Source organism: Asanoa siamensis (assembly GCF_016862555.1).
Lineage (GTDB): Bacteria > Actinomycetota > Actinomycetes > Mycobacteriales > Micromonosporaceae > Asanoa > Asanoa siamensis.
Genome location: NZ_BONE01000077.1, coordinates 22,273 through 36,796, shown reverse-complemented (window position 1 = coordinate 36,796; position 14,524 = coordinate 22,273). Strand labels below are relative to the sequence as shown.

Sequence of the window (14,524 nt, the reverse complement as noted above, 5' to 3'; positions counted from 1 at the left end):
CTCAGCGAGAACCGGTTTTCCGACAATCGGGCCACCTCGGCGACGAGGCATAGCCATGCAGCTTCCCACCGGCCAAAGCCGTCAAGATGAGAAATTTTTGGCTCACCCAGCGGTGTCTCCATTCCGCGGATATATCGCCTACAAAAGTAGCGGCGGAAGTCATGAAGGTGTCTTCCGAGCTGTGCCGTCGCGCGTATGTCGAGTTCGGATGGTGACGAGCTTCCCAGACTGGCCATACGAAGAGCTGTCGGCGCCCGCACGGGCGGCCCGGGTGCACGTCTGAGCGCGAGACGACGACGCGGCTATGGTCCCGTTCGGACTGTCCTACGTCGCCGCGACGGGTAGGGCGCGTAGCTCGCGCAGCGTGTACCTGAGTACGGTCTCGACGATACGAACGCCGGCCGCCTGGTTCCGGTGGTGGTTGGACAGCACTGCGACGAGCCAGTCGTGACCAGGCTCGACTAGCCGGCCGATGGTGTTGACCTGCCAGCGGTCCTGGTCGTCGGCGACCGTGTCCCAGCCGTTCTTGACGTACACCCCCGTGGTTCGCGGGTCAGCTGCGGCGCGGACTCCCCATGCCTGCGTCTGGTCCACCTGGCTCATGGCGTCGAAGATGAACCTGCGGTCTTCATCTCCCAGCGGGCCGTCTTCGTCCAAGAGCGACGCCAGCAGGCGAACCTGGTCGGCTGCTGTGGTCGTGGACAGTCCCCAGGAGGCATTGGGCGTGCTCTCCCTGAGACCGAAGGCCTCGTTCGCCGATTGCAGCCCTGACTTCCCACCGATACGGCGGTACAAGGCGGTCGCCGCGGCGTTATCGCTCAGGACGATCATCTTCTTCGCCAGGCGCCGATCAGCGTCGCTGACTTGTTGGTCCCGCTGCCGCGCCCGAAGCAGGAGAGCGGCCAGGATCTCGACCTTCACGATGCTGGCGGTCTGGAAGCGGGTTGCGCCGACAGCGAGCATGACGCCACTTCTTCGATCGCGTACCGCGACTGCGACATGGCCGTTGCCCACCTTCTTCAGGTGAGCCACGACCTTTTCCCGAGCCATCGCTAGGTGGTCTGGGACCGGACTACGCGTCGGTGAGGCGGCCGCTTGCCTCGTTGACCTACGGATGACGCGTCGCGCCCGCCGTAGACTCGCCGCAGGGCGCCGACCCCTGCGGCACTGCCGCCGCTGAGTGCGAGCACCGACAGGGCCAGCACGGCGCGTCGGGACCGATGCCTACCCATTCATCTCTCCTAGACGCCCGCCGTCGATGCGGGCGACGGTCGATGTCCGCGCCATCACGTCTCGGTGTGACGCCGCAGTCAGGTGGCCTCCGGACCGGGTCGCTGCTCGACCGCGTCCCCGGGCGACGCCGGATGGCTCATCACATGCCACGAGGGATTGTGGTGGACAGCGGTTGCAGTTCGACTTCACGTTGACATTCGCGGTGAGTTTGCGCCGACGGCCGTCGACGGCACCGCGGGTGCTCGTCGGCGGCACGTGCCCGCGTAGGCCGAGCACGTGTAGACGAACATCCCGCGGGTGTGCGAGCAGCGGGAGGGCCGCCGTCTCGAGCGGGGTGACTCCGTCCTTGTCGCCTTTGCACAACAACATGGGCGCGTGTACCGCTGCCCGCGCTCGCGGCGAGAGGGTGAGGTCGTCGAACCATCGTGCCCGAGGCGGAGGGAACGGCAAGGCGAATGACGCCGCCCCTGCTCGCATCGCGGCTGATGGGCGGCAAGCACGCCGTCTTTCGACCCTTCAGCAGCCCATACACCGCGGGCACCTGCGCGCCGTGGCACACCAGCGCGATGATGTTGCGCGCGAAGAGATGCTCGTGATGCGGCAGACGTCGGCGTAGGCCCGGATCCACTCCGCGATGGTGCTGGGAACTGTCCGAGCGATCTGAGGAGCAAGCGCCTCGCCGAGGCCGGGGAGGTGGCCTACGGCGCGAGTTCTTCCGGTGGTGCCGAGGAGGCGGTGCGTGTCGAGGGGCGTTACAGCACCGTTCCCGCTGGTGGGTATCGGGTCGACCGAGGCTGGGCGCATGCTGCTCCGACAGGCTGCGGACAACGTGCTGCGTACCTTCATGGAACTGGGCGGCAATGCGGCGTTGATCGACGAGGCATCAATCACAAGATCGACTAACCCGTCGCCGACGCGGCCGATCGCGGTGCCCAGGTCCTGGTGGGCGGCGAGCGTCCGGCCGGCCCCGGGCAACTCTACCCGCCCGCCGTCCTCGTCGACGTGCCCGAGGACGCGCGGATGCTGCAGACGGAGATCTTCGGCCCGGTGGCGCCGATCATCTCGTTAACGTGCGACGAGGAGGTGTTGGCGAGGGCCCACGACGCCGAGTACGGCCTGGTTGGATACGTCTTCACCCGTGACCTCCAGCGGGCGCGGTCTGATATCGGATCCCTCAGCTCCGTTCGGAGGCGTGAAACGGCCAGGGATTGGCAAGGAGGGGTCGCACGAGGGCATCCTCGAGTACCTCGACCTCACCTACGCGGCGATCGACCTACCGTGACCGACTCGCGGCTTCCAGAGAGGCACCCACATGCTTGAGACCGTCCGCGGACCACGTCAGCTCATAGTGGGCGAGGGGGTCGCGCAGAACATTCCACGAGTGGTGGCGGAGTGTGGCTCGCGAGTCCTCATCGTGACCGACCAGATTCTTCTGGCGCAGCCGGGCGTGGCCGAGATCATCGCCACCGTACGGGAGAAGGTCAAGGTCGTCGAGGTGTTCTCCGACGCGAACCCAGACGTGCCGGTCGCCGACGTCGCCCTGGCCGTCTCGGTCGCCGCGGAGGTCGACGCCGACGTGATCCTCGCCATCGGCGGTGGCACGGTGATCGACCTCGCCAAGATCGTCGGTGTCATCCGGCGCCACGGTGGGACGCCGCGCGACTACTACGGCGAGTCGATGGTGCCGGGGCCGACATTTCCGCTCGTCGCGGTCCCGACGACGTCAGGCACGGGCTCCGAGCTCACACCCGTGTCGGTGTTGACCGACCCGGACCGCGCGCTGAAGGTGGGGGTTTCCAGCGTCCACATCGTGCCCGACTTCGCCATCGTCGACCCGGAACTCACCTACAGCTGCCCTGCGACCGTTACCGCCTACTCCGGCATCGACGCGCTGTGCCACGCGGTGGAGAGCTACACCGCGCGTCCGCGGGCCCATGGACCGCGTGACCCTGTGGAGCAGGTCTTCCTGGGCCGCAACCCGGTCACCGACCACTACGCGCTCCTGGCTGCGGAGCGGATCGCCCGCAGTCTGCGCCGTGCCGTTAGAAACGGAGACGACACGGACGCCCGCGTGGACATGTCCTATGGATCCATGCTCGCCGGGATCGCGTTCTCCCACGCGGGCTGCGCGGCTCCGCACGCCCTCCAGTACCCCATCGGCGCAGCCACGCACACGCCGCACGGCCTGGGCGTCGGGTTGCTCCTGCCCTACGCGCTCGACGCGGCCAGGGATGCCATCGTCGACCGGTTGGCCACCCTCGCCGGCGTGTGCGGGCTCGACGTGACCGACGCCTCGGAAGTCGAGGCCGCCGATACGTTCCTCACCTGGCTCGACCGCCTCCTCGCCGACATCGCCATCCCAGCCACATTGGCGGACATCGGCGTGGCACGCGCCGACCTGCCGCGCTTCGCGGAGATGGCCGGCGGCGTCACCCGGCTGATCCAGAACCATCCGGGCCCGACCGACACCACCAGCCTGACCGCGATCCTCGACGCGGCCTGGACCGGGGACCGGACCCGACGCGTCCGAACGCATTGACTCGCCCTAGCCATAAACGGGCGCGAGGGCGGCGCTGCCGGGAAGCAGGCCCGGTGGCACGCTGAGCCATCCGTATCTGCGCTCTCCGCTATCACCTGCGTCACCCCACGGTGACGAGCTCATTTTGCTTCACACACGATTGACGGTGGACCCCATCCACCCAGCTGATTAGCGGCTTCATCACCTAGGCGCGCAGGATGCCCGACGCCAACGGGTCGCGGAAATCTGGCCGAGCGTGAACATGAGCGCGGTCGAGTCGGGCGACGGCGGCGGGCCTCGCCGTTTACTGCTAGACGGACCCGTGGATAGAACTCTGCGCACGCCTCTGGCCGTCGCGGGCATATGACAGGGCGCCAACGTGGCTGCCGAGATGGAGAAATTGTAGTGAAATCGCCGCCGCCTAAGGTGTAGCGCAAGCGAAAGAGTAGCAACGATCTCCGCCCTTCAGGCGGAAGGCCTGCGTGGCATTCGAAGGGATGCACTTTTGAAAGCTCGGCGAAATGTCGCACTAGTTCAGCAGGGCGTATGGGCGATGCCGTTGGAGTCGATGCCGCTGGCCGCGGGATATTTGAAGGCTGCCATCGAGTCCCATGACATGTTACGCGACGAACTTCAGGTCACGATCTTCAACTTTCGCGGCGACGACACCATTCGCACAATGGTCCCCGCAATATTCTTGTCGACAGTTCCGGACGTCTTGGCGGTGTCCGTCTTCGGTTGGAACCTGAGGGACGCCCTGATGCTGGCCGAAACCTTCAAGCAGCTCAATCCTGACGGGATTGCCATTTTTGGTGGTACGCACGTCGCAAATCAGTCGTCCCGCATCTTTCGGCTCAGTAACGACGTCGACGTCGTGGTCAACGGCGAAGGCGAGCTCGCACTTCCCGAGCTGTTGACCGCCTGGCTCGCCGGAAGATTTCCAGAACCGGACGGCCGGACGATCGACGGCATCTCCTTTCGCGAAAATGACGACACCGCAGTAACCACGCCGAATAGAACACCAATCAGCGACCTCGGTCAGGTCGTATCGCCTTTCCTTACCGGCGCCATGTCGATGAGTGATGGAAACGGGAAGTTCCGATACGATGTCGCCATCATGGAAACCAACCGTGGTTGCCCTTACCACTGCGCGTTCTGCTACTGGGGCGGCGCGATAGGCCAGAAGATCAGGCGTTTTCCGCGGGAGCGCCTGATCGCTGAGGTCGAAGTGTTCGCACACTACGAGGTCGACACGCTTGTCCTCTGTGACGCCAACTTCGGCATGCAAGCGGCGGACGAAGAGTTTCTGGACGATGTCATCAAGATCCGCCAGAAGACAGGCTATCCGCGGGCCATCGAAGCGTCCTGGGCCAAGAACAAGTCATCCACATTTCATCGCATAGTGCGCAAGATGCGCGCAGCCGACCTGCACAGCTCATTCACGATCGCCCTGCAGACGCTGGACGACTCCGCGCTCAGGGCAATGAACCGGCGCAACATGAAGCTCAACGACTGGAAGGCCCTCACCGATTGGCTTGTCACTGAAGGACTGGAATGCTACGCCGAACTGGTCTGGGGGTCGCCGGGAGAAACGGTTGAGTCCTTCCTCAGAGGTTACGACGAGCTGGCCCTCAATATTCCGCGCATCGCCGTCTATCCCCTGATGATCCTGCCGAACACCGACTACAGCGCCAAGCGGCGAGAACTCGGGCTGATCACGTCAAGAGGCGCGTCGGACGACTTCGAGTATGTGCTAGCGACGAATACGATGACACTGCAGGAGAACCTAGGGATGCAGGGGTTTCTCCTGATGGCACGGACGGCGGCAGAGAACTCCTTCTTCCGACATATCTGGCCAGTCCTCCATAACTATGCGGGCCTTTCCCAATCTCAGGTGTTGACCTCTTTGTCCAATTGGTTCGACCGCTGCACGGACCCAGCGGCGGAGCCTCTCAAGACCCCGGCCGCCATGGTCGAACCGTTGATTGTCAACAAGGCTGTTCGCGCACTGTTCCTCGATCGGCGAGTTCACGATCTGCTGTTCGAATGGTGGGCCGCTGAGATACGTCCACGAGTCGATGGCGATCACCGCATGCTAGCCGACGAAGTCTTCCGATTCGATATGACCACCCTACCGATCAGAGAGGCAGGAGCCATCGAAGGCACGGTCACGGACGAGGCGGGCGCTCGGTTCGTCCGTCGGAGCGAGCAGTTCTCCGTTGATGTGCCGGCTATCGCGGACGGACTGCGGCAGGGATTGCCGGATGCCCCAGAAGCCTACCGCCCTACCCTGTTCCGGATCGTATGGCGCCTGGGGATTGAGCAACATATCGACAACCACGAGGAGGCGTTGGCCTACATGGGGAAGATCGAGGAGCAATGCCCCGTCCGCAGTCCAACCCGGAGCGCGTGAGGACAGCGCCGGTGAAGGCGGTCGGAAAGCGCCACTTGAGATCATCACCGCATGAAGTTGTCGGTCCCGTGGAGGCGCACGGTGCACAGGACCCGGCCTCAGCACCGCAGCCCACCCCGGCCCGGAGTCGTCCGCCTCGGCGAGGAGCACGCGAGGAGACATGCCGACGTCTGGCGTGAGCCTGTCGCCGTCGCCGCGGTGAGGGCGAGCGTGGACGAGCTGACGCGGGCGCTGCTGTGCGAGGTCAGATCGTCGCTAGGTCGGCAGCTCGACGACGCCGTCCCCGTCCTGATCCTCCGCGGCGGCCTACTCATGCGCGAGGCTTGCCAGCACATACTGGGTGACCGGCCGTGGGGTTTCGTCAGCACCGCCCCTCGGTCTCGCGGCGAACCGGCACGCATTCGCTGCTGTGATGTTCCGCTGCCGACCGGGCCGCTGCTCCTGATGGATCCGGTAGTCAACTCCGGGCAGACGATCGTTGCTACCACCGAATACCTGACCAATCGGATCGCCTCCCTGAGCACTCACCGGCTGGCCGTGGTGTCGATATTTCTCAGCGAGCGCGGCGAGAACAAGATTCGACGGTCCTACCCGGATATGGATCTGTTCACGGTCTACGACCGCCTGCCGGTTCGCGAGAACGGTTGGATCGCGGGCGTGGACTTCGACGCCGGCGAGTACGCGATGGGCGGTGAAGCGTTCCGCATAGGCTGAGCTGGCGGGAACATTTCCCGCGTGCAGAACGACGGCCATTCGGGTATCATTTTGCGCCGTGCCCTGTTATTACTGCGACCAAATAGCGAAGCACCATCCTCGATACAGGTCGCGCCCCGCGACCCGCGACCTAGGATCTCCAGCACCACGATGTGACCTCCACTGGCGTTACCTCTGCGGTGCGTGCGGCCGGTCCGCGCATTTCATGGCGACTGCATTCTGTCCCCAGCAAAAGCGCTACTTTTGCCGCACCTGCGCTACGGGCGCCGACACCGTCGCGGGTCGCTTCTACGGTTGGGACTACCACTTCGCCTACCGCTCGCCATGGACCGGTGACTGGCAGCCATCGCTGGAGTGGTTAGAGTTCGAAGGTCGCCATCCAGGCCAGGCCGACTCTGCCGGCAGGCCGGTAACCGCGGTCGCTCCGGAGTTGTTCTATCCGCGTTACCCTGAGCGGCCAGCGCAACGGCTCGTCGCCGACACGCTCGACATCAACAGCATGTACGAGCTCATCGCCGCCCAATGGTCCACCGTCTGTGGCGCCGACGGGGACGAGACGCGACGGTTCTTCAGCGACGACTCTCTCTTCGGACTTCTCGGTGACGTGCGAGACCAGGATCTGGTGGATCTGGGCTGCGGCACCGGTTACCTGTCGCGGAAGCTCGCTGACATGGGTGCACGCGTGACCGGCGTTGACCAAAGTGACGCGATGTTGTCGATCGCGCGGCGTGACGAGTCCGCTGACCTGCGTGCAATTCGCTTCCTGAACGCCTCCATCGCCGACATGCATGCGCTCGACACGGATTCCTTCGACGCGGCGGTAAGCAACTACGTCTTCCACGACTTGACCGATTATGAGCAGGCCATTCGCGAGGCGTACCGGGTGCTGCGTCCGGGCGGGCGGTTCGTCATGGTGATTGCACACCCATGCTTTTCCTGCGGCCCCAAGCGCTGGGAGCCCACCGCTGCGGACTCACCTCGCCAGGAGGACCTGCGCGCTTTCAGCGTCGACCGATACTTCACACGCGACAGCTACGTGATGGACTGGGACGGGTTCGAGCCAGTTCCTTATCTTCATCGGCCGCTGCGCGACTACTGGCGCGCCTTCAGGTCGGCAGGGTTCAACGTGGACGAGTTCGACGAACCAAGCCTCAATGACACCGGCCGGGCGGTGTTGGAACCGTGGCAGACGGCCCACGCCGATCGGATCGCCCCCGCCTGCGTTTTCAAGTTGTCCAAGCCTATGAAACCGGTTCCAGCGGACACCGGCGCGAAATAGCTCGGCGATGATCAGCGTAGTGATTCCCACCTTCGAGCGTCCGGCTTTTCTCCAGGACGCCCTGCACAGCCTTGCGACACAGTTGTTCACCGACCTAGAAGTCATCGTGATCAACGACGGCGGACAGTCGGTCGCATCCGTGGTCGAGCCTTGGCGGCGCCGTTTTCCGCTCACTCTGATCGAGTCGGATCGCCGGGGCGGCGTGTCAGCCGCCCGCAATGCCGGCATTCAGGCCGCCCGCGGGGACTATCTGGCCTTCCTTGATGACGACGACGTCTTTTTTCCTGGCCACCTCGCCACAGCCCACGAGGCGCTCATCCACGACATGCACGATCTCGTCTACCTCGGTGCCGTGGTAAGCCCGCGCCGGCTCCGGGACCTTCCACCTGACTGGCAGTCAATGCGCGTCAAAGCGTACCCGTTCAACGACGACTTCCTGCTCGTGGCGAACTTCATCCACACCGGATCAGTCGTGGTGCGCAACTTCCGCACGTCGTCCATACGTTTCGACGAGTCGCTCACCTGCTGCGAAGACTGGGACATGTGGTTGGCGCTCCGACACCACCTCGACTTCCGGGTGGCGCACGTGGGCGAGTTGTCCACCGCGTATCACCAGGTACCGGGCATGGCCGGTCTGGTTACCCGTGCTCACTCCTTGACGCCGAGCCCGTTCTCCCTTGCCCGGCGCCGTATCTATGCACGCTGGCCGGTGAAAGACGACGTCGTCACGCACTACCGGCAGTGGATGACCCGGTTCGACGCATACTGCGACCTACACATAGCCGGGGGCCGAATCGTGCCAGCGGGCTCGTTCGACCTCGTTCTCACGTACCTGCATGACAACCTCACGGCCGGCAGGCTCGTCGACAGCGCCGTCATCCCTGAGCTCGTGTGCCCCGCAGAGAGCGACGGTCCGGGTTGACCGACTGAGGCGACCTCGCCCTGACGACGTAGACGGCCGCGCCGGCTCGGCCACCGAGGACATCTTTTCGGCTGCGCGCGCCAGGTGGGCGGTCACCAGGTAGACCGGCGGATTCATGGATCGGTCAAGGTACACACAGGGGACGAGCGCCAAGATGTTTCCATGACCACATCCCCGCAAAGCGTCTCCGCGGCCGGCTTCGTGTTGCTGGGTAGTGTCGAGATCGTCCTGGCCGATCGGGCGGACCTCCGCCATGTCGGCCAGGAGTCGGCAACTGTTGGCCCTGCCGCATCACATGGTGCGGGCCCATGTGATGCGGCTCCGTCGGGATCTCGGTGACCATCGACGTCGCCGGGAGCGGTCGGCGATCCTCTGTCGCGACTCGGTCCGCTACCGCCTCCAGGTGGATGCCCTCCAGGTCGATGCGGTGCGCTTCGAGCAGGACCTGCGCTCGCTTCCACGTTCTCATGCGATGCCCGTCGCCCAGTTGTAGCAAAGGTCCGGTAACAGGGCGACGGGTTGGTCGACGCAGGCGCGGAAGGTGACGGTCCGATCCTCGCCGAAGTTGTGGTCGAAGGTGAAGCAGGTGCCGTCGCCGGTGGCGAGGTAGTGCGTCTCCTGTTGCTGACTGCCGTCGATGCGCTCGTACTTGTACTCGCCGTAGACGTCCATCAGGTCGTACTCGGTGTCGCAAACCGTGAACTTGTCGCCCTTGTGGATGAAGTAGACGATGACGCCTGGCTGGTCGCCGGAGTAGGCGTTCCGACTGTGTTCACCCGCGTGGGCCGCGCCCGCCGCGAACAGAAATCGCCACGGCAACCGCCATGACGGGCAGGCTTCTCAGTAGCTTCACATGCCTCCGGTTGTGGTGGGCGGACGCCGGCGTAGGTGGTGAGCCTGAATCCCGGACCAAACCTGTCACTCGTAGCAGCGGCAAGCCTGGCCGGCCTGTCCTCCGCCCCGGCCCGTCCGCTGTCGGCGCTCCGGGCGGCGGGCCGGACTGCACGCCCACACCTGGCAACTCGCCGGGGACTCTCGTCTCGTACCTCGACCACCAAGGCCATTGGCACGACCGGATCACGGATGCAGGAGGCAGGGCTCGCGGCCGCGGTCGACAGCGGGGACCTCGCCGCACAGGCGCTCTCCACCGCGACCTGACCAGGGCACTCAGTCCCTGGCCCGGTACGACGACGCGCACGGGCACCTGCGCCGGGCGTTCGACCTGCAGAGGCGGCTGGGTGACCAGATCGGGCAGGCCTACACGCACCTGGGCATGAGCATGATCTTCGACCTCAGGGACGCGTCAGTGACACGCTTTGACACGACCTGCTCTAGCTCGAGATCTACCGCACACACGGACACCGAAGCGGACAGGCACGCGCTGAACAACGCGGGTTGGCACCACGCGCTGCTCGGCAACGACCACAGGCACTGCGGTTCTGCGAGAGGGCCCTGGCATTGCAGGCCGAGATCGGCCACGCCATCGCGGAGGCCGGCACCCGGGACAGTCTCGGCTTCATCAACGAGCCATTTCATCGTGACGGCGCGGGTCACAGGCGGCCCAAAGTCTGATGTGGACATATGACGAGGCTCCCAGTAAGACAGCGGTCGACCGAGATCCGATGCCCCACCGGGAGCCTCGCTGTGCTGTCTTACCCTGCCGCGATTCCGCTGTCCACTCGCAGCCTGAACCACCTCGCCAACCTGATCCGAGCCCACCGCACCCAGCGGCGCTCCCGATGGCGACGACTCGACCGCGGACGACAGGCACTGCTCGCCCTGGCACACCTGCGCAACGGCGACACCCTGACCCGCATGGCCCCTCGGATCCCAGATCGGTGAACGCGCCAACGCTACCCTCAAGACCTGGAAAATCCTGGTCAAGCTACGCTGCTACCCCCGCCGCGCCGCCGCGATCGTGCAGGCCATCCTCGTCCTACCACGTCGAGCACCCGACCTACGGAGGATCAAAGGGTCTTTATGACAGCGGTAATGATCAAGAGGTCGAGTGCACGACGGCTGATCGGAGTCGCGATGGTGTTCGTCATCGTGGCGACCGCAAGCGTGGCTGCCGGATTCTTGACCTCGCCGGCTGCGAGTACCAACGAACTGCCGCAGTCGATCACCGTGGACGGCGCCGACTATGAGCGGATCCATCTGCTCACCTTCACGACGTACCCCGGCAGGAAGAGCGTTTCGGTGCTGATGCCTGCGACCTCGCGACCGATCATGGTGCGGGCCGCGTGCCGGCTCCCAATTCTCCACACCGGCAGCGCGATGTCGGCCCTCATGGTGGAGACCTGGTGGATGGATGCTGGTGGAAGTGAGGCCGATCTCCCGGATACCGAAGGCAATGATCACCTTATGTGCCATCCCAACTGGGGTAATCATCGGCTGACGCAGACCATCGACCCGAGCTGGTTGCCTCGCAAAGACGGCCAGCGCCAGCTAATCTGGCACGAGTTGGACACCAGTGCTGACACCCCATCGGACGCGCCGGCTTCGTGGGCGCTCGCGGTCTACACCGCAGGCTGACCAAAAGTTGACCCCAGCCACGCCAGGGTTTGAGCTTTGGCGGGCTGGTGACTGGATTGTTCAGCCCTCGCGATGGCAGCGATTGAGGCCCGCAGAGTGGTTTGGGCTCCCAGCTGAACAACAGAATCGCTGCAGGTAAGACAACCACAGCGAGACTCCGATGGGCACCTGATTTTGTCGTTGCTGTCTTACCGGAGGCGTTGTCTCCACCGATACCCTTCTCAGCATGGCCGTGGCCAGCACCGTCACGATGGCAATGGCTCAACCACCGACTCGGCGACCACTTCCAGGCCGCCGCGTGTTCGATCGGGCCATCCGGCTGAGCCGTCAACTCCTGCATCAATTCGGTAAGTGGAAGCGATGGACCATCTGGGCGATCTCCGGCAGACGACCGGAGAGCGCGAACAGGCAGGTGCGGCATGGGGCAACGCGCGGGACATCCTGACCGCCATTGGTCATCCGGCAGCGGAGGCCGTGCGATACAAGCTCCTAACGTGGACGAAGAAACGTCGTCGGCGGTGGAGAGGTTTTCCCCCACGCCCGTGGTGCAACGGCCGCCTACCTGTTTGAATCGTGCGCAAAAATGTCGCTGGAGTCGTTGGTGTCGCCCTCGGCCAGGGTGTTCGCGAAGGAGTGGAAGGCCACCACCGTCCCGTCCGCGCTCATCGCGGGTTCCTCGCTGCTGGCGTCTCCCGGTGTACCCGTGCCAGACACGCTCGCCCGTTCGGTCACGCCGGCCGACCTGTCCCGCACGAACACGTCCGTGCGGCCGTTGGTGTCCTCCGAGGTCAGGTTGCTGGCGAACGACTTGGAAGGCGACCAGCCGTCCGTCCGCGTTGATCGACGGCCTGGTGCTTCCGCTGTCCGCCTCCACGTTCGCGCCGGTCACGCTCACCCGCTCGGTCGTACGGGTCCGCCGGTCGTACACGAAGACGTCGTCGCTGTTGTTGGTGTAGCCCGGGACGAGCTGGGTGGCGAACGAGGTGAAGGCGACGAAGCGGCCATCGGCATTCAGGCTCGGCTCGCCGCTCGCGGTGTCCGCCTGGCGGCCGCCGCTGGAAACGCTGACCCGCTCGAGGGCGCCGTTTCGCCGGTCGTACAGGAAGATGTCGGAGGCGCCGTTGGTGTCGTGGGGTGCCAGGTTGCTCGCGAACGAGGTGAAGGCGACGAACCGACCGTCGCCGCTGATCGCGGGTCTCGTGTAACTGTGGCCGTCACCCTGCCGCCCGCGATGTTCCGACACCCGTGTGGTGCGACCCACCAGGCGGTCGTGGACGAACACGTCGACGAAGCCGTTCGTGTCTCGCCTCACGATATCCATGGCGTTCGAGGTGAACACGACGAACCTGCCGTCGGCGCTGACCGCGGGCGTGGAGGTCGAGGTTCCCGAATCTCCCTGTTCGCCCGCCGAGGAGACACTGACCCGTTGCGTGACGCCGCGGTCGCGGACGAAGATGTCGCGGGCGTAGTTCGTATCGCCCGCCACGAGGTTGGAGGCGCTGGAACTGAACGCTACGACCCGCCCGTCGGTGCTGACCGCGGCGTCCTCGCCCGACCCGTCGGCCTGCTCCTGTGTGCTGGACACGCTCACACGGGTGGTTTCGCGCGCGGTGGCGGCAGCGGGCCCAGCGAGCGCACCGACCACCATGGGCACCGCCACCGCGACGGCCACCAGCCGCCGACTCATGGTCAGAACGTCCTTACCCTCATACCCGTGATCCTCCCCATGATCGAGTCCGAAACCATCGCGACGACCGTCCTGTATGGCTGGTTGCCGTGGCGATCACGATGCCCGCCGAGCCGTTAAGGGCATGACCGGCCGACCCTAAGGAATGGTTGTCAAGCCGGCTGTGCTCAGACGTACGACGCGAGCACGGACATGACCTCGCCGGCGCGATCGACGCCGACGTCGTGCCCTGATTCGTCGCTGACGTGCGGGTGGCGTCCGGTGGTTCGCGCGCCAGTTCGACGAGCGAAGGCGATGGGCACCGCGGACGGGAGCGATGGCATCAGTCCCGACCTGCGCCTCACCCGAAGCCTGGCCGATACAGTCACGACACGCAGAGGCAGAACTCGTTGCCCTCCGGGTCCTGCCAGACCTGCCAGAGGTCCTCCTGCATCTCGTCGATCGGGGTCGCGCCAAGTTGGCGGGCGCGGGCGACCGCGGCGGCGAAGTCGTCAGCAACCAGATCGAAATGGATGCGGTTCTTGGTGGTCTTCCGCTCGGGAACCAACTGTAGGGCGAGGTGGGGGCCGAGGCTGATCCAGTGGCTCTCCCGGCGCGTGACTTCGACTTCGAGCATGCCGCACCAAAACTCGGCGAGTAGGTGAGGTGCTCGGCTGGGTACGCGACTTCCGCGCCCGCGAGGTCACGTGGACGCGACGGATCGAGACCCACGGCGAGCTGCCCGAGCCGGCTCCGGACAAGTTCGTGCTCGCCTGGCAGCGGCTGGAGGGACCCGATGGATGGCGCGCAACGTGGTCGGCGCGCCGGGTGACAACCCCGCTAGGCTTGCCCACGTGGAACGGCTAAAGGTCGAGGTCTTGGTTCCCGACACCCATGTTGAAGCTGTGCTGGCAGCTCTGCATGCCGCCGGAGCCGGCGCGATCGGCTCCTACGACCACTGTGTGAGTTCGTGGCGGGTGGACGGTCGATGGAGGCCCCTACCCGGATCTTCGCCTTACCTGGGCCAGATCGGCGCAGTTATGCACGGATCGGAGACTAAGATCGAATCTATTTGCGACGTCGATCAAGTGCGCGGAGTGGTCGACGCGGTTCGCGCGGTGCATCCGTACGAAGAGCCGGTAATTCATCTGTTGCCGCTGTATGACCTCGCGTAGACAACAGATGCTGGCTGCGGCTGCGCCCCCACCGCGAACTGGTCGGTAGGTGGGTCACCCCATGGGACC

Annotated in this window: 12 protein-coding genes and 3 pseudogenes; 11 read left to right on the top strand and 4 right to left on the bottom strand. The window is 65.1% G+C overall.

Going from position 1 to position 14,524, the window contains the following annotated elements; translation table 11 throughout:
- Positions 1–324 precede the first annotated feature (324 nt).
- Positions 325–1,050 (bottom strand): serine hydrolase, encoded by a 726-nt coding sequence (locus Asi02nite_RS32935; RefSeq protein WP_203717921.1) that lies wholly within the window; start codon positions 1,048–1,050, stop codon positions 325–327.
- A 1,125-nt stretch (positions 1,051–2,175) separates the two neighbouring features.
- Here Asi02nite_RS32935 and Asi02nite_RS41985 point away from each other — a divergent pair.
- The 6 genes and pseudogenes from Asi02nite_RS41985 to Asi02nite_RS32905 form a co-directional block, all read left to right on the top strand.
- Positions 2,176–2,334: pseudogene (locus tag Asi02nite_RS41985) on the top strand (aldehyde dehydrogenase family protein); the annotation flags it as partial.
- Positions 2,335–2,545: 211 nt separating this feature from the next.
- Positions 2,546–3,772 carry an iron-containing alcohol dehydrogenase gene (locus tag Asi02nite_RS32925; RefSeq protein WP_203717920.1) on the top strand — a complete coding sequence of 409 codons (1,227 nt, stop codon included), beginning with the start codon at positions 2,546–2,548 and terminating at the stop codon, positions 3,770–3,772.
- 484 nt (positions 3,773–4,256) lie between these two features.
- The gene (locus Asi02nite_RS32920) at positions 4,257–6,164 is read left to right on the top strand and encodes a KedN5 family methylcobalamin-dependent radical SAM C-methyltransferase (RefSeq protein ID WP_275410420.1); all 1,908 of its coding nucleotides are present in this window, start codon (positions 4,257–4,259) and stop codon (positions 6,162–6,164) included.
- Positions 6,165–6,374: 210 nt separating this feature from the next.
- Positions 6,375–6,878: a uracil phosphoribosyltransferase gene (locus Asi02nite_RS32915; protein WP_203717918.1), complete on the top strand. Its 504-nt coding sequence runs from the start codon at positions 6,375–6,377 to the stop codon at positions 6,876–6,878.
- Between the two features lie 205 nt (positions 6,879–7,083).
- Positions 7,084–8,157, top strand: coding sequence for a class I SAM-dependent methyltransferase (locus Asi02nite_RS32910; protein WP_203717917.1), 1,074 nt, complete (start codon positions 7,084–7,086; stop codon positions 8,155–8,157).
- Between the two features lie 19 nt (positions 8,158–8,176).
- Entirely contained in the window at positions 8,177–9,079 is a 903-nt protein-coding gene (locus Asi02nite_RS32905) for a glycosyltransferase family 2 protein (protein WP_203717916.1), read from the top strand.
- A 465-nt stretch (positions 9,080–9,544) separates the two neighbouring features.
- Here Asi02nite_RS32905 and Asi02nite_RS32900 read toward each other — a convergent pair whose 3' ends face one another.
- Entirely contained in the window at positions 9,545–9,898 is a 354-nt protein-coding gene (locus tag Asi02nite_RS32900; RefSeq protein ID WP_203717915.1) for a hypothetical protein, read from the bottom strand.
- 825 nt (positions 9,899–10,723) lie between these two features.
- Between Asi02nite_RS32900 and Asi02nite_RS32895 the strand changes: the two are divergent.
- A pseudogene (locus tag Asi02nite_RS32895) lies at positions 10,724–10,900 on the top strand (IS5/IS1182 family transposase); the annotation flags it as partial.
- Between the two features lie 213 nt (positions 10,901–11,113).
- Positions 11,114–11,614 (top strand): hypothetical protein, encoded by a 501-nt coding sequence (locus Asi02nite_RS32890; protein WP_203717914.1) that lies wholly within the window; start codon positions 11,114–11,116, stop codon positions 11,612–11,614.
- Between the two features lie 558 nt (positions 11,615–12,172).
- On the opposite strand, the gene Asi02nite_RS32885 is transcribed toward Asi02nite_RS32890, so the two are convergent.
- Positions 12,173–12,346 carry a hypothetical protein gene (locus tag Asi02nite_RS32885; RefSeq protein ID WP_203717913.1) on the bottom strand — a complete coding sequence of 58 codons (174 nt, stop codon included), beginning with the start codon at positions 12,344–12,346 and terminating at the stop codon, positions 12,173–12,175.
- A 239-nt stretch (positions 12,347–12,585) separates the two neighbouring features.
- On the opposite strand from Asi02nite_RS32885, the gene Asi02nite_RS32880 reads away from it, so the two are divergent.
- Positions 12,586–12,819, top strand: coding sequence for a hypothetical protein (locus Asi02nite_RS32880; protein WP_203717912.1), 234 nt, complete (start codon positions 12,586–12,588; stop codon positions 12,817–12,819).
- 114 nt (positions 12,820–12,933) lie between these two features.
- The gene (locus tag Asi02nite_RS32875; RefSeq protein ID WP_203717911.1) at positions 12,934–13,083 is read left to right on the top strand and encodes a hypothetical protein; all 150 of its coding nucleotides are present in this window, start codon (positions 12,934–12,936) and stop codon (positions 13,081–13,083) included.
- A gap of 582 nt (positions 13,084–13,665) precedes the next feature.
- Here Asi02nite_RS32875 and Asi02nite_RS32870 read toward each other — a convergent pair.
- Positions 13,666–13,938, bottom strand: a pseudogene (locus tag Asi02nite_RS32870) (VOC family protein); the annotation flags it as partial.
- A 142-nt stretch (positions 13,939–14,080) separates the two neighbouring features.
- Here Asi02nite_RS32870 and Asi02nite_RS32865 point away from each other — a divergent pair.
- Positions 14,081–14,455 carry a YqfO family protein gene (locus Asi02nite_RS32865; RefSeq protein WP_203717909.1) on the top strand — a complete coding sequence of 125 codons (375 nt, stop codon included), beginning with the start codon at positions 14,081–14,083 and terminating at the stop codon, positions 14,453–14,455.
- Positions 14,456–14,524: the final 69 nt, after the last annotated feature.